The organism is Pseudomonas sp. B21-040 (assembly GCF_024748695.1).
Lineage (GTDB): Bacteria > Pseudomonadota > Gammaproteobacteria > Pseudomonadales > Pseudomonadaceae > Aquipseudomonas.
The window spans coordinates 3,662,479-3,681,690 of record NZ_CP087176.1; the positions used below are offsets into that span (position 1 = coordinate 3,662,479).

The 19,212-nt window shown below is 60.2% G+C and carries 13 protein-coding genes; 5 read left to right on the top strand and 8 right to left on the bottom strand.

Translation table 11 applies throughout. From position 1 onward, the window contains the following. The first annotated feature begins 221 nt into the window (after positions 1-221). The 3 genes from LOY55_RS16800 to mapR all read left to right on the top strand — a co-directional run bounded on the left by LOY55_RS16800 (position 222) and on the right by mapR (position 3,619). A complete protein-coding gene (locus tag LOY55_RS16800) occupies positions 222-455 on the top strand; it encodes a DUF3203 family protein (protein WP_109786492.1) in 234 nt (77 codons plus the stop codon). A 195-nt stretch (positions 456-650) separates the two neighbouring features. After that, positions 651-2,078 (top strand): cytochrome c oxidase accessory protein CcoG, encoded by a 1,428-nt coding sequence (ccoG, locus tag LOY55_RS16805; RefSeq protein WP_109786493.1) that lies wholly within the window; start codon positions 651-653, stop codon positions 2,076-2,078. 131 nt (positions 2,079-2,209) lie between these two features. Beyond that, the gene (mapR, locus tag LOY55_RS16810; RefSeq protein ID WP_046032189.1) at positions 2,210-3,619 is read left to right on the top strand and encodes a GntR family transcriptional regulator MpaR; all 1,410 of its coding nucleotides are present in this window, start codon (positions 2,210-2,212) and stop codon (positions 3,617-3,619) included. A 145-nt stretch (positions 3,620-3,764) separates the two neighbouring features. Here mapR and LOY55_RS16815 read toward each other — a convergent pair whose 3' ends face one another. From LOY55_RS16815 to tpx, 7 genes are all read right to left on the bottom strand, one after another. Beyond that, positions 3,765-4,511 carry an SDR family oxidoreductase gene (locus LOY55_RS16815; RefSeq protein ID WP_223525501.1) on the bottom strand — a complete coding sequence of 249 codons (747 nt, stop codon included), beginning with the start codon at positions 4,509-4,511 and terminating at the stop codon, positions 3,765-3,767. A gap of 273 nt (positions 4,512-4,784) precedes the next feature. Then, positions 4,785-6,866: a bifunctional diguanylate cyclase/phosphodiesterase gene (locus LOY55_RS16820; protein WP_258665853.1), complete on the bottom strand. Its 2,082-nt coding sequence runs from the start codon at positions 6,864-6,866 to the stop codon at positions 4,785-4,787. 375 nt (positions 6,867-7,241) lie between these two features. Then, entirely contained in the window at positions 7,242-8,723 is a 1,482-nt protein-coding gene (locus LOY55_RS16825) for an efflux transporter outer membrane subunit (RefSeq protein WP_258665855.1), read from the bottom strand. Continuing rightward, positions 8,720-11,827: an efflux RND transporter permease subunit gene (locus LOY55_RS16830; protein WP_046032185.1), complete on the bottom strand. Its 3,108-nt coding sequence runs from the start codon at positions 11,825-11,827 to the stop codon at positions 8,720-8,722. The genes LOY55_RS16825 and LOY55_RS16830 overlap by 4 nt, the downstream gene beginning before the upstream one ends. After that, on the bottom strand, positions 11,824-14,928 hold the full coding sequence (locus LOY55_RS16835; protein ID WP_223525500.1) for an MdtB/MuxB family multidrug efflux RND transporter permease subunit: 3,105 nt from the start codon (positions 14,926-14,928) through the stop codon (positions 11,824-11,826). Before LOY55_RS16835 ends, LOY55_RS16830 begins: the two co-directional genes overlap by 4 nt. Further along, on the bottom strand, positions 14,925-16,241 hold the full coding sequence (locus tag LOY55_RS16840; RefSeq protein WP_258665859.1) for an MdtA/MuxA family multidrug efflux RND transporter periplasmic adaptor subunit: 1,317 nt from the start codon (positions 16,239-16,241) through the stop codon (positions 14,925-14,927). Before LOY55_RS16840 ends, LOY55_RS16835 begins: the two co-directional genes overlap by 4 nt. 179 nt (positions 16,242-16,420) lie before the next feature. Further along, complete coding sequence (gene tpx, locus LOY55_RS16845; RefSeq protein WP_046032182.1) at positions 16,421-16,921, bottom strand: thiol peroxidase; 501 nt, start codon at positions 16,919-16,921, stop codon at positions 16,421-16,423. A 332-nt stretch (positions 16,922-17,253) separates the two neighbouring features. On the opposite strand from tpx, the gene LOY55_RS16850 reads away from it, so the two are divergent. Continuing rightward, positions 17,254-17,679: a YciI family protein gene (locus LOY55_RS16850; protein WP_109786498.1), complete on the top strand. Its 426-nt coding sequence runs from the start codon at positions 17,254-17,256 to the stop codon at positions 17,677-17,679. 474 nt (positions 17,680-18,153) lie between these two features. Here the strand turns inward: LOY55_RS16850 and LOY55_RS31215 are convergent, their stop codons facing one another. Continuing rightward, a complete protein-coding gene (locus tag LOY55_RS31215; protein WP_408980955.1) occupies positions 18,154-18,321 on the bottom strand; it encodes an SWIM zinc finger family protein in 168 nt (55 codons plus the stop codon). Between the two features lie 29 nt (positions 18,322-18,350). Between LOY55_RS31215 and LOY55_RS16855 the strand changes: the two genes are divergently transcribed. Beyond that, positions 18,351-19,208, top strand: coding sequence for a transporter (locus LOY55_RS16855; RefSeq protein ID WP_256594777.1), 858 nt, complete (start codon positions 18,351-18,353; stop codon positions 19,206-19,208). Positions 19,209-19,212 lie beyond the last annotated feature (4 nt).

Consider the following 19,212-nt stretch of genomic DNA (forward strand, 5'->3'; position numbering starts at 1 on the left):
GTTCCCACGCTCTGCGTGGGAATGCCTCAACGGACGCTCCGCGTCCAGCTCCAAATGGGACGCAGAGCGTCCCGGGCTCTCATGCCACCAGGCGTTCATGCTGGGGTCCTTGTGCGTGTTGTTAGCGGGTGGACCGCGCTGACCACTAATCGGTTGCAGCGAACGATGGTCGTCAAATGCGCCCTAACGTTCATGTACTAGCAGAAAAAAGGACCCGCCCCATGACCGTGCGCATCGAAAACCAGACCTGCTTTTTTATCCTGGAGAACGGCGAGGAAATTCGCCTGTGCCCCGACGTCACCATCATCACCGACTCGGAAAAAGCCATGTCCGCTGTCGACCTGAACGGACAGCGCGTCTACATCACCGAAGCAGAAGCCGACGCATTGACCGTAGCAGGCGCGGTGGATGGTCGCCGGCATTTGAAGGTCACCGACAGTGATTCGGTGATTTGACTGACGCTGATCAACACTGTCCGCGCACGTCTGATTCACGCACGCACGTCCTGCTGTGGCAGGTGCTTCAAGTTGTCGCAGGTAGCGGGTCAGCGCTCATCTGATCCGCTTTTTATTGCAATACCTGAGTCTGTTATGCAAACAGATCGACGCTCATAGTGCGCTGGCCTGATGGAGGCTGATGAGCGACAGACCATGAGCGATAGAATCCCCGTCCGATTAGTTGAAAGCGCCCCTGTACAGACTTTTGAGCCTTCGCGTCCAAAGCTGAAGGCCAAGTCCAGCGACAACTTGATCCATACCCGCAGTTTTACCGGCCTGTTCCGCACCTTGCGCCTGAGCGGTGCGGGTTTTCTGTTTTTACTGTTTTTCGGCACGGTGTGGCTGAACTGGGGCGACCGCCAGGCGGTGCTCTGGGACCTTTCCGAAAGCAAATTCCACATCTTTGGCGCGACCTTCTGGCCGCAGGATTTCATCCTGCTCTCGGCGCTGCTGATCATCGCCGCATTCGGCTTGTTTGCGATCACCGTGTTCGCCGGCCGGGTCTGGTGCGGGTACACCTGCCCGCAGAGTTCCTGGACCTGGATCTTCATGTGGTGCGAGAAGATCACGGAAGGCGAGCGCAACCAGCGAATCAAGCTGCAAGCCGCGCCATGGGGCTTGAACAAACTCTTGCGCCGCTCAGCCAAGCACACGCTGTGGCTGGCGATCAGCCTGCTCACCGGCCTGACATTTGTCGGCTACTTCACACCGATCCGGCCGCTGGCCGAAGAACTGCTGACCTGGCATATGGGCGGTGTCAGCCTGTTCTGGGTGCTGTTCTTTACCGGTGCCACTTACATCAACGCCGGTTGGTTGCGTGAAGCCGTGTGCATGCACATGTGCCCGTATGCGCGGTTCCAGAGTGTGATGTTCGACAAGGACACCCTGACCATTTCTTATGATGCTGCCCGAGGCGAAAATCGTGGCCCGCGCAAACGTGAGGTGAAACCGGCCGAAGTCGGCCTGGGTGACTGCATCGACTGTCAGTTGTGCGTGCAGGTCTGCCCGACCGGCATCGACATTCGCGATGGCTTGCAGATGGAATGCATTGGTTGCGCGGCCTGCATCGACGCCTGTGATTCGATCATGGACAAAATGGGCTACGCCCGCGGGCTGATCAGCTATACCTCGGAGCATGAATTGCAGGGTGGCAAGACGCACCTGCTACGGCCACGGCTGATCGGTTACACGGCGGTGCTGCTGGTGATGATCGGCGCCCTCGCCCTCGCGCTGGTGGAGCGGCCAATGGTGTCGCTGGACGTGAGCAAGGACCGTGGACTGTTCCGCGAGAACAGCCAGGGCCAGATCGAAAACATCTACAGCCTGAAGGTCATCAACAAAACACAGCAGCGTCAGGACTATCGTTTGACCTTGGTTGAGGGTGACGGCTTTCAGTTGCAGGGCAAAACGCAGCTGAGCCTGGCGCCCGGCGAGATTGTCGATGTGCCGGTGTCGGTGGCAATGACCACGGAGCGGCCAGCCAGCAGCTCGCAGGCGATCACGTTCAGGGTTGTCGACAGTGATGAACCGGACATTTATAGCGAAGCGAAGAGCCGGTTTGTTGCGCCGATGAACCGCTGATCCCTTAGACTGCGGTGCTGCCATTCGCGGGCAAGCCCGCTCCCACAAGGACATCGCAATACCTGTGGGAGCGAGCCTGCTCGCGAAGAAGTCACCTCGGTTTTTCTGAATATCACCCATCCAGGCACCCGATGAAACGCTACGAAAAATTCGCCGACGACATCGCCGAACTGATCCGCTCCGGCGTCCTCGGTCCCGGCCAGCGCGTGCCTTCCGTGCGCTACGCCAGTCAAACCTACGGCGTCAGTCCGTCCACGGTGTTCCAGGCCTATTACCTGCTCGAACGCCGAGGCCTGATCCGCGCCCGGCCGCGCTCCGGCTACTTCGTCAACGCCCACGCCCCGAGCCCGTTTTCGGAGCCGGTGATCAGCAGCCAAGTCAACGAGTCCACCGAAGTCGACGTCAGTGAACTGGTGTTCTCGGTGCTCGACTCGATCAAGGACCCTAATACCGTCGCGTTCGGCTCCGCCTTTCCCAGCCCCTCCCTGTTCCCGCTGCAACGCCTGTCGCGCTCGCTGGCCAGCGCTGCCCGGGAAATGGACCCGCGCATGGTCGTCACTGACATGTCGCCCGGCAACCCGCAATTGCGTCGACAAATCGCCCTGCGCTACATGGTCGGCGGGCTGATGCTGCCGATGGAAGAGTTGCTGATCACCAACGGCGCGCTGGAAGCCTTGAACCTGTGCCTGCAAGCGGTCACGGAACCCGGCGACCTGGTGGCTATTGAAGCGCCGGCGTTCTACGCGTGCCTGCAAATTCTGGAACGCCTGAAACTCAAGGCGGTGGAGATTCCGGTGCACCCTCGGGACGGCATCGACCTGGGTGTACTGGCCCAGACGCTGGAACGTCATCCGATCAAAGTCTGCTGGTGCATGACCAGCTTCCAGAACCCCATGGGCGCGACCATGCCCGAGGCGAAAAAGCAGGAATTGGTCGAGTTGCTGCGCCGTCATCAAGTACCGCTGATTGAAGATGATGTCTACGCCGAGCTGTATTACGGTCAGCAGGCGCCGAAACCGGCCAAGGCGTTTGATACGCAAGGGTTGGTGATGCATTGCGGCTCGTTCGCCAAAAGCCTGGCCCCCGGATACCGCATCGGTTGGGTCGCCGCCGGGCGTTACGCGCAAAAAATTGAACGCTTGAAACTCATGACCTCACTGTGCGCCTCGATGCCGGCGCAGGCAGCCATCGCCGATTACCTGCAACACGGTGGTTACGACCGGCATTTGCGTAAGTTGCGTTACGCCCTCGAAGAACAGCAAAGCGCCATGCTCGCCGCCATCGCCCGCTATTTTCCGGCACAGACCCGCGTCAGCCAACCGGCCGGCGGCTATTTCCTGTGGCTGGAATTACCGGCGCAGATGGATTCGCTGAAGTTGTTCCAGATGGCTTTGGCGCAGGGCATCAGCATCGCGCCGGGGCCGATTTTTTCGCCGACGCAGCGGTTTCGCAACTGTATCCGCTTGAATTACGGCAGCCCCTGGAATGAGGCGGCGGAGAAAGCCATGGAGACGTTGGGGCGGATTGTGCGGTCGTTCTGAACGATTGATGGTGCCGCTCGTTCCCACGCTCTGCGTGGGAATGCCGCTACGGACGCTCCGCGTTCGGCACTGGAAAGTGACGCAGAGCGTCACAGGATGCATTCCCACGCAGAGCGTGGGAACGATCAATCCCAATGGCTAAGGCTTACCGCCCACCGCCGAGATCAACAAACGTCCCGGTCGCATAAGAAGCCTTGTCCGACAACAACCAGACAATCGCCTCCGCTACTTCATCCGGGCGTCCGCCGCGCGCCATCGGAATCGCCGATTCAAGCTTGCTGACCCGGTCCGGGTCACCGCTCAGGGCATGGAAGTCGGTGAAGATGAAGCCCGGCCGCACGGCATTGACGCGAATGCCCTCGCCCGCGACCTCCTTGGACAAGCCGATGGTGAAGCTGTCCAGCGCACCTTTGGACGCGGCGTAATCCACGTACTCGTTGGGCGAGCCCAAACGCGAGGCCACCGAAGACACGTTAACGATGCTGCCACCCTGTCCGCCGTGTTTGGGTGACATGCGCAGGACCGCGTGCTTGGCGCAAAGTATCGGTGCCAGGACGTTGGTCTTGAGGATTTTGAGAATGCGGAATTCGGACATTTCGTCGACCCGGGATTTGTGCCCGACGGTGCCGGCGTTGTTCACCAGCGCCGTGATCCGACCCAGTTCAGTGTCCACCCGGTGGAACAGAGCGATCACTTCATCTTCAATGCTGACATCTGCGCGCACCGCAATGGCTTGAGCGCCCAGTGCTCGAACTTGCTCCAGCACGCTTTGCGCGGCGGCCTCGTCAGATTGGTAGTTGATACAAACCCGATATCCCTGCCTGGCGGCCAACAGAGCAGTAGCGGCACCGATACCGCGACCGCCACCGGTGATGACGATGACTTTGTCCATGTAGGCGTTCCCCCATTCCAGCGTAAGCAATCGGAATCAAGGATAACCGTCATTGCCGGCTTTTGCATGGTCACACATCAACAGACATTACCAACACCCCGCCACACTACCGTCCGTAGCCGCTGCCGAGCCTGCGAGGCTGCGTCCGGCTGCGAAGCAGTCGTAAGACCTTCACAGCGGCCTGTTTGAAACACCACGCCGCTAGATTTCACGACAGCTGCGCTGCCGGACGCAGCCTCGCAGGCTCGGCAGCTGCTACAGACGGTGGGATCTTCAGGCCGTCGACAGTTTCTCTGCGCGCCGGATGTCCACCATGAAGCGGTCGGCCGGCTGCGGGTGCCCCAGCAGATAGCCTTGCAACGAATCACACCCCAGTTTGGTCAGGAAGTCTTGCTGCACGCCGGTTTCGACACCTTCGGCGACGATCCGCAAGCCCAGGGCCTGACCGAGTGCAACAATCGCCGAGACAATCGCCGCGTCGTCGCTGTCGTGTTCCAAGTCGCGGACAAACCCACGGTCAATCTTCAACTCATTAGCGGGCAGGCGCTTGAGGTACATCAAGCTCGAATAACCCGTCCCGAAATCATCGATGGACAGATCGACGCCCATGGTCGAGAGCTCCTGCAACACCGTCATGCTGGCGTCCGCATCGCTCATGGCGGTGGTTTCGGTAATTTCCAGGGTCAGGCTATTGGCCGGCAGCCGGTGTGTGCTCAGGGCCTTGGCCACACTTTGAACCAGGCCTGCATGGCAGAACTGCAACGCCGAGAGGTTCACCGCGATCCGCCAGTCGGTGTAACCCTGCACATACCATTTGCGCATCTGACGGCAGGCTTCGTTGAGCACCCACTCGCCAAGCGGAATGATCAGCCCGGTCTTTTCCGCCAGATCAATAAAAGTGTCCGGCAGCATCATGCCCCGTGTCGGGTGTTCCCACCGCAGCAGCGCTTCGGCGCCCACCGGCCGGCCGTTGCTGGCGTCGAACTTGGGCTGGTAATAGAGGCTGAACTGTTCCTGATCGAGCGCATTGCGCAGGTCTTGCAACAATTGAAGCTGTTTGCGCGCGTTGCTGTTCATCGACGCGTCGAAGAAGCTGTAGCCGTTTTTACCGGCGCCCTTGGCGTGGTACATCGCCGCGTCGGCGTTCATCAGCAAATCCTGGGCGTTCTGGCCGTTACCCGGGTATAGCGCGATGCCTACGCTGGCGGAAATCTGCAAGTCATGTTCAGCCACCCGGAACGAGCGCGCGATCAACCCCACCTGACGCGCCGCCAGGCCGAGCGCGTCATCCGGCTCGGCGAGCCGCACCAGCAGCACAAATTCATCGCCGCCGATGCGCGCCAACGTATCCTGGCTACGCAAATCTTCACGCAGGCGCAACCCGACTTCGCGCAACAACTGATCGCCCATGTGGTGGCCAAAGGCATCGTTGACCGGTTTGAAACCGTCCAGGTCGATGAACATCAGCGCAAAACAGCCACCCTGCTCCTTGACCTTGGACATGGCCTGTTCGATGCGATCAGCCAGCAAGACGCGATTGGGCAAACCGGTCAGGGGGTCGTGCAAGGCCAGTTGGGTCAGTTCGCGGTTAGCCTCGGTCAGTGAGCGCGCCAGGTCAGCGGTGCGTGCTTCCAGTCGCGCATCGAGCACTGACGTCAGCAAAGCGATGCTCAACACCGCCAGCGTGGTGATCAGCACCAGATTGTCCAGGCCCTTGCCATTCAAGCCGCTGGCAGCAGCGCCACAGAAACTGCCCTCAGGAAAGCGCGCTGCCGCCATGCCGGTGTAGTGCATGCCGACGATGGCGATGCCCATGACCACCGCCGCGCCGCCACGGAACAGACCCACATACGGCGTGTGCTGTCGCAGCCGGAAGGCGATCCAGAGAGCCACGCCCGAGGCACCAACGGCGATCAGCAGCGAGGTGCCAAACAGCGTCGGGTCGTAATCGATGCCCGGTTGCATGCGCATGGCGGCCATGCCGGTGTAGTGCATCGCACTGATCCCGGCACCCATCACCAACGCGCCGAACGCCAGTTGCCAGGCCGGCAACCGTGGCTGGCTGACCAGCCACAGGGCAAATCCGCAAGAAAGGATCGCGGTCAGCAGCGACAGCAATGTGATGGTGAAGTCGTAGCCCAAGTCGATCGGCAAATTGAACGCGAGCATGCCGATGAAGTGCATCGACCACACCCCGATGCCCATGGCGAAGGCTCCGCCCGCCGTCCACAAATGCACCGCCCGGCCTCTGGCCGTGGCGATACGCCCGGTCAGGTCGAGCGCGGTATAGGACGCGAGAATCGCTACACAGAGCGAAATGATAACCAGCGTGGGGGAATAGCTACCGATCAGCATGAGACTTCTCGCGAGCGCCCGGCGTAGAGGGTTTTTACTCTGGGGGCAAATGCCGGCGATTGTACTGATTGCGTAAAAGAACGCACTTACAAAATAACCAAATAGCCATCAACCCGATGAAACGCTTGTTTGATGCCCGCAAGGCTGCGTTAGCTTGTAGCAGCTGCCGAGCAGCGCGAGGCTGCGTTCGGCTGCGAAGCAGTCGTAAATCCACCGCACGCGGTTTTCCTGAAACACCGCGTCGCCTGGTTTCACGACTGCTTCGCAGCCGAACGCAGCCTCGCGCTGCTCGACAGCTGCTACAAGCTAACGCAGCCTCGCGCTGCTCGACAGCTGCTACGAGCAAACGCGGGCTCGGCAGCGACTACAGGGGGTCTACTGGTTTTCGCTGACCTGCAACGCCCCGTCCCAACCGCCACCCAGCGCGGCAATCAATTGCACGCTGGCAATCAACCGGCTCTGCAATAAATCCAGCACGTTGCGCTCGTTACTCAGTGCCGTGGCTTGAACCACCACCACATCCAGATAAGCAATCAAACCGGCCTTGTACTGATTCTGGGTCAGGCGCAACGAGATACGCGCTGCCTCCAGCGCTTCCTGGCGCACGCCGGCTTCCTGCTCCAGCACCTTGAGCTGCACCAGGTAGTTTTCCACTTCACGGAAGCCATCGAGCACGGTCTGGCGGTACTTGGCCACCGTCTCGTCGTAGGCGGCTTCGCTGCGATCGACTTCGGCCGAACGCTGGCCGCCATCAAACAAGGTCATTGCCAACTGCGGTCCGACCGACCAGAAGCGATTGGGTACGCTGATCCAGTTGGAATAGGTGCTGCTGCTATACCCGCCGTTCATGCTCAAGGTGAAATCCGGGTAATAGGCTGCCTTGGCCACGCCGATGTTGGCGTTGGCCGCCATCACCGAACGCTCGGCGGAAGCGATGTCCGGGCGACGTTCCAGCAATTGCGAAGGCAGGCCCACCGGCACTTCGGGCAAGGTCGGAAAGGTGGTGGTTTCCGCCAGACTAAACTCGGCCGGGGGCAGCCCGATCAATACAGCGATGGCGTTCTCGAACTGGGCGCGCTGCCAGATCAGGTCAACCATGTCTGCCTGCGTGCTTTTGAGTTGAGTCTGCGCCTGCGCCACCGCGTCTCGCCCGGACACACCGGCGCGGTATTGGTTTTCGGTCATTGTCAGCGAACGCTGATAAGCCTCGACCGTCGCTTCAAGCAAGCGCTTCTGTTCATCGATCACGCGCAATTGCAGGTAGTTCTGCACCAGCTCCGACTGCTGACTCAGACGCATGGCAGCCAGGTCGGCATAGCTTGCCTGGGCGTTGGCGGTGTCGGCTTCAAGGCCTCGGCGTAATTTGCCCCACACGTCCGCTTCCCAACTGACACCGGCCTGGGCGGTGTAGGTGTCACGAATACCGCTGGAGGAGCTGGTCAGGCTCGAATTGCTGCTGCCGGTGCCCTGGCTGGAGCGGTTTTTACCGACGGTCAAATCAACCGTCGGAAAAAACGCCCCGCGGGCACTGCGCACCAAGGCTTGTGCCTGGCGGTATTGTGCCTCGGACTGGGCCACGGTCTGGTTGGAGCTGTTGAGTTTTTCGATCAGGCCATTGAGCTGCTGATCGCCATACAACTCCCACCAGGCACCGCGTGCCAGGGAATCGCTGGGGCTGGCCTGACGCCACCCCGCCGCTTCCTTGTACTGCACCGGCGCGGCCGCTTGCGGGCGCTGATAATCCGGGCCCACGGCACATGCGCTGAGCATTGCCGCGCACAGCGCCAGGCTCAGCAAACGCGAGCCTCGGGCAGCGGCCAGCGGGGCGGCCAGATGGATAAGCGAACGGTCAGTCATAGCGGAGTTTCCAAAGCAGCATCGGTACGTACCCCACGCCATTTATTGAAGCGATGGCGCAGTTTGTCGAGATAGAGGTAAACCACAGGCGTGGTGTAAAGGGTCAGCACCTGGCTGAAAATCAGCCCGCCGATGATGGTCAGGCCCAGTGGCTGGCGCATTTCCGCACCTTCGGCACGGCTCAGCAGCAACGGCACGGCACCGAGGATCGCCGCCAGCGTGGTCATCAGGATCGGTCGCAGGCGTTGCAGGCAAGCACTGCGAATCGACTCCAGCGGTGCCAGGCCTTGATGGCGTTCAAGTTGCAGCGCGAGGTCGATCATCAGGATGGCGTTTTTCTTCACCACGCCAATCAGCAGGAACAGGCCCAGCAGCGAAATCAAACTGAACTCGCCGCCCAGCGCGTAGATCGAGAGCAATGCACCGACCCCGGCCGACGGCAAGGTCGACAGAATCGTCAGCGGATGAATGTAGCTTTCATACAGCACACCCAACACCAGATAGACCGCCAACAGCGCGCCGAGAATCATCCACGGCTGGCTCTTCTGGGTCGCGGCGAACGCATCGGCGGTGCCCGCCATTTTCGCGATCACGTCTTCGGGAAGTCCGAGCGTGGCAATCGCCCTTTCGATGGCTGCGGCGCCCTGCTCTACCGTCACGCCTTCGGCCATGTCGAACGACAGGCTTTCGGAGGCAAACTGGCCTTCGTGGCTGACCCGGTCGTTTTCCAGGCTTCTTTCGTAATGGGCGATGGTCGACAACGGAATCCGTGCGCCATCGGCTGTAATCACCTGCACCTGTTTGAGGGTGATCGGGTCCTGTGCGTATTTCGGATTGACCTCCATCACCACCTGATATTGGTTGAGGCTGTCGTAAATCGTCGAGATTTGCCGCTGGCTATAGGCGTTGTTAAGCACCGAGGTGACCATGTCCATGTCGACGCCCAGGCGCTTGGCCTGATCGCGATCGACAATCAGCGTGACTTGTTGCGCACCACGACCTTCCCGAGCGTCAATCGCCGTCAACTCCGGCAGCGCCTTGAGCGCGGTGACGACTTTTGGATACCACTCGCGTAACGCGCCCAGATCACCGCTTTGCAGGATGTAGGAATACTGCGACGACGTCTGTTCGCGACCGCCGCCAAATTGCAGGTCCTGGTCCGCCATCAGCATTAACTGTGCGCCAGGGACCTTGGGCATTTCCTTGCGCAGGCGCTCGATGACTTTTTGCGCGGAAATGTTGCGTTCCTTGATCGGTTTCAGGCGCACCAGCATGAACGCGTTATTGGTGCCGTTGCTGCCGCCAATGAACCCGGCGACGCTTTCCACCGCGTCGTCCTTGAGCACGGCGCGGCGGAAGGTTTCCATTTTCGGCTGCATCACGCTGAACGACAGACCGTCGTCACCGCGCACGAAACCGATGAGCTGACCGGTATCCTGCTGCGGCAAAAACGTCTTGGGCACCACCACGTACAACGCGATATTCACTCCGATCGTCACAAACAGGCTGAGCAAGGTCAATCGGCGGTGGCGCAATACCCAGTCCAGGCTCGTCGCGTATTTGCCGACCATCCATTCGTTGGCGCGCTGGCTCCAGCGCTGCAAACGGTTTTCCTGGCCCGGCGTATGCGGCTTCAGCCAGCGGGCGCAGAGCATCGGCGTCAGCGTCAGCGAAACCACCAGCGACACGACGATGGACGCTGCCAGGGTGATGGAAAACTCACGGAACAGGCTTTCAATGATGCCGCCCATGAACAGGATCGACAGGAACACCGCGACCAATGAAACGTTCATCGACAGCAAGGTAAAGCCGACTTCCTGGGCGCCCAGGTACGCGGCCTTCATCGGTGGCACGCCTTCGTCGATGTGCCGGGAGATGTTCTCCAGTACAACGATGGCGTCGTCGACCACCAGACCGGTGGCCAGGATCAGCGCCATCAGCGACAGGTTATTCAGCGAGAAGCCATAGAGGTACATCACCGCAAAGGTGCCCACCAGCGACACCGGGACCGCCAGTGTCGGAATCAGCGAGGCACGGAAGTTACCGAGGAACAGGAAGACCACCAGAATCACCAGCGTCACCGCGATCAGCAGGGTCATTTCCGCTTCGTGCAGGGTCGCCTTGATCACCGGCGAACGGTCCATCGCCAGGTTCAGCTTGACACTGGCCGGCAGCACCGCCTGCAACGCCGGCAGCTGCGCCTTGATCTCGTTGACCGTCTCGATGATGTTGGCGCCCGCCTGACGGTTGATCACCAGCAACACCGCCGCGTCGTCGTTGAAGAAGCCGCTGTTGTAGCGGTCCTCGACGCCATCGCTGACCTTGGCCACATCCTTCAGACGCAAGGCTGCACCGCCGTTGTAGTGGATGATGAGCGACTCGTAATCCTTGGCTTTTTCCAGCTGATCGTTGGCCTGCACTTGCCACAACCGCTCGCCGTCTTCGACCGAGCCCTTGGGCCGACGCACGTTGGCATTGGCGATGGTGTTGCGCACATCATCCAGCGCCACGCCGTACTGATTGAGCGCCTGCGGCTCGAGTTCGATACGCACCGCCGGCAACGAACTGCCGCCGATCTGCACTTCGCCCACGCCCTGCACTTGTGACAGGCTCTGGGACAGGATCGTCGAGGCCAGATCGTAGAGTTGGCCCTTTTCCAGCACGTCCGACGTCAGCGACAACACCATGATCGGTGCCTGGGACGGGTTGACCTTTTTGTAGGTCGGCATGCTGCGCATCCCGCTCGGCAGCAGGTTGCGCGAGGCGTTGATCGCGGCTTGCACTTCCCGGGCCGCACCGTTGATGTCGCGGTCGAGGTCAAATTGCAGGATCACCCGGGTCGAGCCCTGACTGGAGCGGCTGCTCATGGTGTTGACCCCGGCGATGGTGCCAAAGGACCGCTCCAGCGGCGTAGCCACGGTCGAGGCCATGACCTCGGGACTCGCGCCGGGCAGACTGGCCTGCACCACGATCACCGGGAAATCCATCTGAGGCAGCGGTGACACCGGCAACAGGCCGAAACTCACGCCGCCCAGCAACATGATCGCCAGGCTCAGCAACATCGTCGCGACCGGGCGCTTGATGAAAGGTCCGGACAGGTTCATGGCTGCTCTACCGCTTCCACGGCTTCAGACTTACGGCCCCAGCGCCGACCGAGGCGATCGAAGTACAAGTAGATGACGGGCGTGGTGAACAAGGTCAGCACCTGACTCAGCAGCAAACCACCGACCATCACCAACCCCAGCGGTTGACGTAATTCCGCGCCGGAACCAGTGGCCAGCATCAGCGGCACGGCGCCGAACAACGCCGCCAAGGTGGTCATCAGAATGGGCCGAAAACGAAGCAACGCGGCTTGATAGATCGCGGTTTCCGGGTCGATGCCCTGATTGCGCTCTGCATCGAGGGCGAAGTCGATCATCATGATCGCGTTTTTCTTCACGATGCCGATCAGCAAAATGATGCCGATGATCGCGATCATGCCCAGGTCATTGCCGCTCAGGATCAAGGCCAGCAACGCGCCGACCGCCGCCGAAGGCAAGGTCGAGAGAATGGTGATCGGGTGGATGTAGCTCTCGTACAACACGCCGAGCACGATGTACATGGTCACCACCGCCGCCAGAATCAGCAGCAAGGTGCTCGACAGCGAGGCCTGGAACGCCTCGGCCGCGCCCTGGAACTGCGTCTGCACGCCAATCGGCATGCCGATGTCTTTCTGCACCTGGTCGATGATCTCGACGGCATGCCCCAGCGCCACGCCCGGTGCCAGGTTGAACGACATCATCACCGCCGGGAACTGGCCGATGTGGGTGATTGCCAGTTGCGCCTGACGCTCTTCGATGTGCGCGAGGCTGGACAGGCGGACTTGCCCGCCGTCGGTGGTTTTCACGTGAATCTGATTCAGCGCATCCGGGCCGATCTTCTCCCCGGACTGCGATTGCAGCACCACGCGGTACTGGCTGGCCTGGGTGTAGATGGTCGAAATCTGCCGCTGGCCAAAAGCGTCGTACAGCGCATCGGTGATGTTCGACACCGACACCCCGACCCGCGAAGCGGCATCACGGTCGATCACCAGATAGACCTGCAAACCCTTGTCCTGCAAGTCGCTGGCAACGTCGGTCAGCTCGGGTCGTTGGGCCAGCGCTTCGACGAGGCGCCCGCTCCACCGGCTCAGCAGCTCTGCATCTGGCGATGACATGCTGAACTGGTATTGGGTGCGGCTGACGCGGTCTTCGATGGTCAAGTCCTGCACCGGCTGCATGAACAGGCGAATGCCTACCAGCTTGTTCACTTCAGGTTGCAGGCGTGCAATCACCTCGGTTGCGCCCACGTCACGATTGCTGTGGGACTTGAGGTTGATCAGCAGGCGACCGCTGTTCAGCGTCGAGTTGTCACCGTCCACACCAATGTAGGACGACAGGCTTTCAACCGCCGGGTCGGCAAGGATCACCTTGGCCAGCGCTTGCTGACGGTCACTCATGGCCGCGAAGGAAATCGACTGCGGCGCCTCGGAAATCCCCTGGATCACCCCGGTGTCCTGCACCGGGAAGAAGCCTTTGGGCACCACCATGTAAAGGAATACGGTCAACGCCAGGGTGCCGACGGCCACCATCAACGTCAGTGGCTGGTGCTTGAGCACCCACTGCAATTTGCGCCCGTAAGCGGCGATCATCCAGTCAATCGCCGCGCCGCTGGCCCGGTAGAAACGGCCCTGCTCTTCTTCCTTGGGTTCACGCTTGAGCAAACGCGCGCACATCATTGGCGTCAGGGTCAGGGACACCACCAGCGAAATCAGGATCGCCACCGCCAGGGTGATCGCAAACTCCCGGAACAGGCGCCCCACCACGTCAGCCATGAACAGCAGCGGAATCAGTACCGCGATCAGCGACAGCGTCAGGGAAATCAGGGTGAAACCGATTTGCTTCGCGCCCTTGAGCGCTGCATTCAGCGGGCTGTCGCCCTCTTCTATAAACCGGGAAATGTTCTCCAGCATCACGATCGCATCGTCCACCACAAAACCGGTGGCGATGGTCAGTGCCATCAGGGTCAGGTTATTCACCGAGAAACCGGCGAGGTACATCACGCCGAACGTACCGATCAACGACAGCGGCACGGCAATCGAAGGAATGATCGTGGCACTGGCGCGGCGCAGAAACAGGAAAGTAACCATCACCACCAATGCGATGGCGATCAGCAATTCATGCTGCACGTCCTTGACCGAGGCGCGAATGGTTTGGGTGCGGTCGGTCAGTACCGTGACGTCGAGGCCGGCCGGCAGGTTGTCGGTGATGCTTGGCAGCAAAGCCTTGATCCGGTCGACCACTTCAATGACGTTGGCACCGGGCTGGCGCTGAATGTTGAGCAGCACGGCCTGGTTTTCATTGGCCCACGCCGCCAGGCGTTCGTTTTCGGCGCCGTCGACGATTTCCGCGACATCCTTGAGTCGCAACGGCGCACCGTTGGCGTAGGCCAGAATGAGGTTGGCGTAATCCTTGGGCGAAGTCAGTTGATCGTTGGCATCGAGCATCGACACCCGGGTCGGGCCGTCGAAGTTGCCTTTGGGTTGGTTGACGTTGGAGGCGCCGATCAGCGTGCGCACATCCGACAAGTTCAGACCGTTGGCCGCCAGGGCCTCGGGGTTGACCTTGATCCGCACCGCCTGGCGCTGGCCCCCGGCAATGCTGACCATGCCGACGCCGCTGATCTGGGCGATTTTCTGCGCCATGCGCGTGTCAACCAGGTCATTGAGCTTGGGTAACAACATGGTTTTGGAGGTAATGGCCAGGGTCAGCACCGGGGTGTCCGCCGGGTTGACCTTGTTGTAAACCGGCGGTGCCGGCAGGTCCTTGGGCAGCAAATTGGTGGCGGCGTTGATCGCGGCTTGCACCTGCTGTTCGGCGACGTCCATGTTGATGTCGAGACTGAAGCGCAGCGTCAGCACCGAAGCGCCGCCCGAACTGGTCGACGCCATCTGGGTCAGGCCGGGCATTTGCCCGAACTGACGCTCCAGTGGCGCCGTGACCGCGCTGGTCATGACGTCGGGACTGGCACCGGGATAGAGCGTCATGACGCGAATCGTCGGGTAGTCGACTTGTGGCAACGCCGACACTGGCAGCAACCGATAGGCAATCAAACCGGCCAGCACAATGGCCAGCATGCTCAGGGTCGTGGCGACCGGGCGAAGGATGAACAACCGCGAGATGTTCATGCGCCGCCCTTTTTCGCCTTGTCGGCGGCTACCGGCTCAGTCGTCTCCGCCGCCGATTTGCCTTGCAGGTGTTCGGTCGGGGTGGCCGGCACTTCCTGGGGGTTATTGACCACTTCGACTTCGCTGCCTTCCTTCAAGCGGTCGGTGCCTTCAAGCACTACGCGATCCCCGGGGGCCAGGCCTTCGGTGACCACGGTATTGAGCCCGTCGCTGGCGCCGACTTTCAACGCGCGAATGGTGACTTTTTTGTCGCCGTCCAGGGCATAGACGAAGGTGCCGTTGGTGCCGAACTGAATCGCCGCCGACGGCGCGAGCACCACCCCTTTGAGGGTGTCGGCCAGCAAGTGGACGTTGACGAACTGATTGGGGAACAGCGCTTGATCGCGGTTCTCGTAGCGTGCCTTGAACTTCAGCGTACCGGTGGTGACGTCGATCTGGTTGTCCAGGCTTTGCAGCACACCGGTGGCCTGCAATTGGGTGTCGCCACGATCCCAGGCTTCGGCGGGCAGTTTGGCCCCGGTGCGATAGCGTGCCAGTACAACGTCGAGGCTGTTTTCCGGCAAGGTGAAAGCGACGCTGATCGGCTGGGTCTGGGTGATGATCGCCAGCGCCGTGGTGTCGTTGGCGGCGACGAGGTTGCCGACGTCCAGCTGACGCAGGCCTACACGCCCGGTAATCGGTGCGCGGATCTTGGTGAATTCGAGATTGAGTTTGGCGTCGTTGACCGCCGCCTGGTTGGTCTTGACGGTGCCTTGGTACTGACCGACGAGGGCCTCGGCGGTGTCCAGGGTTTGCTTGGCGATACTGTCTTCACGGTACAGGCCGCGATAACGCTCGACATCGACCTGGGCGTTCTTCAATTGCGCCTGGTTTTGCAGCAACGTGCCTTCAGCCTGGAGCAAGGCGTTCTGGTACGGGCGTGGGTCGATTTCTGCCAGCAGGTCACCGGCCTTGACCATCTGCCCTTCTTCGAAGGAAATCTTGATCAGCTCCCCGCCCACACGGCTGCGCACATTGATGGTGTTGAGTGCAGTGACAGTGCCGAGCGCTTTGTAGTACAGCGGGAAATCACCCTTGACCGCAGGGGCCACACGCACGGGCACCGGGCCGGTCGCCCCGCCGAAGCCCGGGCGCATGCCACCGGACTTGCCGGTATGGCCGGCCACGGCTTTCTGCCCTGTGCCCTCCTTGTGAGTCGCACTGGTGGGCCAGAATTTCCAGCACACGCCTGCGATGACCAACAGGACAAGCAGGCCGAACAGCCAGCGACGAGGACTACGGGGAGCGGAGGATTGCATTGAATGATCAACCATTGGGCGCGTGGGCTTCTTCTACATGAGGCTGAACGATAAGCACTGGCGGCTATTAAGCAAAGCGGCTTTACCGGCAATTTACCTTCGGCTTACGTAACAGGTTGTTTGGCCAAGACACTGAATCACAAATGAAAACGGCCTGGACAGGGCCAGGCCGTTAACAAATGTAAAGCTGTCGCTTATTTCAGAACGGCGAGTGCAGCTTCGTAGTTCGGTTCTTCAGCGATTTCCTTGACCAGTTCGCTGTGCAGGACGTTGTCGTTTTCATCCAGAACCACGACCGCACGGGCGGTCAGGCCTTTGAGCGGGCCGTCTGCGATGGCAACGCCGTAGTTCTCGATGAACTCGGCACCACGCAGGGTCGACAGGTTTTGCACGTTTTCCAGGCCTTCGGCGCCGCAGAAGCGTGCCTGGGCGAACGGCAGGTCAGCGGAGATGCACAGCACAACGGTGTTGGCGACATCGTTGGCCTGGGCGTTGAACTTGCGTACCGAAGTGGCGCAGGTCGGAGTGTCGACGCTTGGGAAGATGTTCAGCACTTTGCGCTTGCCGGCAAAGTCTTTCAGGGTGACGTCGGACAGATTGCCGGCAACCAGGGAAAAGGCTGGCGCCTTGGAACCGGCTTGTGGCAGTTGGCCGTTGACTTGAACCGGGTTGCCTTTAAGAGTGACTTGAGCCATGAACTGAGTCCTTCTGAACGTTGTGGTGGAGAATTTTGAAGAGGCCGAAGTTAACCACGAAATCGCCCGACGACCTATGCCCAGATACAAATCGTGAAGTCTTGCTGGCGAAACTGGATACAACCCTTCCAAACCCCGCATGGCCACAGGCACGCAGCCCGGGTTGCTCTATAGCGTACAGCCCTCCCCGGCCACCACTTGGTGTTCTTGACGAAAGGCAACCGAAAACCCACGGGCTCAATCGCTGGTCTTTAATTTGGCAGCACTGTCGATTTAGACGACGTTCATTCGACTAGTCAGCGAGTCCAGTCAAATCCAGCGGAGATACAGCCATGCGATTCATGATCATCATCAAAGCCAGCCAGGATTCCGAAGCCGGCATCATGCCCAGCGAAGAACTGCTGACCGCCATGGGCAACTACAACGAAGAACTGGTCAAGGCAGGCATCTTCGTCGAAGGCGAAGGCCTGCAACCCAGCAGCAAAGGCACACGTGTTCACTTTTCAGGGGACAAACGCACCGTCATCGACGGCCCGTTCGCCGAAACCAAGGAGCTGATTGCCGGCTACTGGATATGGCAGGTGCAGTCGAAACAGGAGGCGATCGATTGGGTCAAGCGCTGCCCGAACCCAATGCCGGGCACCGAGGCCGAGATCGAGATTCGCCAGGTGTTCGAAGCTGAGGATTTCGGTGCCGAGTTCACCCCGGAACTGCGCGAGCAGGAAGAACGACTGCGCGCCGAGGCCAAAAAACGCTGAACATTTTCAGGCCGGGTTTGCCGGGTGCACGCGTGATTGTTTTACGCGGTGTATCAGGTGAATCCGGCGTCGCCTGAACACCAGGATCGGCGGTAACCCCATGATTTGGTATTAACTTTTTAGTACACACAAATAACGAAGTTCTGTGCACAAAATCAAAGATTTAATCCTTTTGACTGGAAAAGTCGTGACTAGCTGCTAGCGTCAGATTTGTCCTACGGGCTTGGTGGGAAATTGATTACGTATTAACGGCCAGGAAGTGCCGAGTAACCCAATGAGCCAGAAGGGAATCGGGAATGATGTTTCAGCATAAAAAAAATAACGCTTTGTTGTTGGCGGCAGCACGCTTTTCGCCCGCCGTTTACGTGCAGGCCAATAACGCCGATGCACTCAACAAAATTAACCCTGCACGGAACCTTTCGCTCAGCGCCGCCCAGTCATCCGGCACTCGCCTCGCTCCCCATAACGCCAGCGTCACCTGCCTCGGCGCCCCGAACCTGTTCGACATTTCAAGTCCGAAAGCACACCCGCGGCCAATGGATAATGCCGCCACTGACACTCGTGGGCGCAAAGCCATGAACCACGCACCCAAAACCTGCAGGAGCACCGTGATGGGACTGAAGACGACAAGGAAAGCCGCATTCACCGCACTCACCGCACTCACGCTATCCATGACGCCACTGGCGGGCCAAGCGGACAACGCGCGTGACTGGCAGAACCTGCCGACCGACCTGAACATGGTGTTCGGCTATTACAACCTCGTTAATAGCAACACGCCGATCGATACGTCATTGCCGCTTGATGGCTTGTCCCTGAACGCGGACCTGTACATCGCCCGTTTTGCCCGCTCGTTTGCCATCGACGGGCGTAACAGTGCGGTTCAGGTCCTGCAACCTTACGCCGACGTTTCCGCCTCGTTCGATAATGGCCAGTTCTTCAATGGCACCAAGCACAACGGCGGTCTGGGCGATACGCAGGTGGTGCTGGTGCACAACGTTTTTGGTGGCCCGGCGCTGACCCCGCAAGAATTCGCCACCTGGACACCCGAGACCTTTCTGACGGGGGCGTTGTGGATCACCGCGCCCACCGGTGATTACGACAAGGACCGGGTCATCAACATCGGCGCCAACCGCTGGGCGTTCAAGCCGGAAATTGCCTTCGGCACGCCGATTGGCCCGACCTGGCTTGAACTCAACACCTACGTCTCGCTGTACGGCGACAACGACGATTACCACGGCGACGGCACACTTGAGCAAAAAGCGCTGTATTCCATCGAAGGTCACTACAGCTACAGCTTCAACCGCGCGCTGTGGGCCTCGATCGATGGCACCTACAACCGAGGCGGCGAAACCAAAATCAATGGTGACTGGCAGGACAACAAACAGGAAAGCAGCCTGTTGGGTGCCACGGTCGGCTTCATGCTGTCGCCCCAGTTTGGCGGGTTGATCGCCTATTCGGACACGGTGTCCGAGCGCAGCGGCTCCCCCGACGTCAACACCTGGACCTTACGCTTGCAATACGCCTGGTAAAGGA

What these genes read in the sequence shown, in the direction of transcription:
- LOY55_RS16830 (WP_046032185.1), bottom strand. Translation starts at nt 11,827, where the DNA reads ATGAACCTGTCCGGACCTTTCATCAAGCGCCCGGTCGCGACGATGTTG.
- LOY55_RS16800 (WP_109786492.1), top strand. Translation starts at nt 222, where the DNA reads ATGACCGTGCGCATCGAAAACCAGACCTGCTTTTTTATCCTGGAGAAC.
- LOY55_RS16820 (WP_258665853.1), bottom strand. Translation starts at nt 6,866, where the DNA reads ATGCTGATCGGTAGCTATTCCCCCACGCTGGTTATCATTTCGCTCTGT.
- LOY55_RS16835 (WP_223525500.1), bottom strand. Translation starts at nt 14,928, where the DNA reads ATGAACATCTCGCGGTTGTTCATCCTTCGCCCGGTCGCCACGACCCTG.
- LOY55_RS16840 (WP_258665859.1), bottom strand. Translation starts at nt 16,241, where the DNA reads ATGGTTGATCATTCAATGCAATCCTCCGCTCCCCGTAGTCCTCGTCGC.
- ccoG (WP_109786493.1), top strand. Translation starts at nt 651, where the DNA reads ATGAGCGATAGAATCCCCGTCCGATTAGTTGAAAGCGCCCCTGTACAG.
- LOY55_RS16855 (WP_256594777.1), top strand. Translation starts at nt 18,351, where the DNA reads ATGACGCCACTGGCGGGCCAAGCGGACAACGCGCGTGACTGGCAGAAC.
- LOY55_RS16850 (WP_109786498.1), top strand. Translation starts at nt 17,254, where the DNA reads ATGCGATTCATGATCATCATCAAAGCCAGCCAGGATTCCGAAGCCGGC.
- mapR (WP_046032189.1), top strand. Translation starts at nt 2,210, where the DNA reads ATGAAACGCTACGAAAAATTCGCCGACGACATCGCCGAACTGATCCGC.
- LOY55_RS31215 (WP_408980955.1), bottom strand. Translation starts at nt 18,321, where the DNA reads ATGCGGCTTTCCTTGTCGTCTTCAGTCCCATCACGGTGCTCCTGCAGG.
- LOY55_RS16825 (WP_258665855.1), bottom strand. Translation starts at nt 8,723, where the DNA reads ATGACTGACCGTTCGCTTATCCATCTGGCCGCCCCGCTGGCCGCTGCC.
- tpx (WP_046032182.1), bottom strand. Translation starts at nt 16,921, where the DNA reads ATGGCTCAAGTCACTCTTAAAGGCAACCCGGTTCAAGTCAACGGCCAA.
- LOY55_RS16815 (WP_223525501.1), bottom strand. Translation starts at nt 4,511, where the DNA reads ATGGACAAAGTCATCGTCATCACCGGTGGCGGTCGCGGTATCGGTGCC.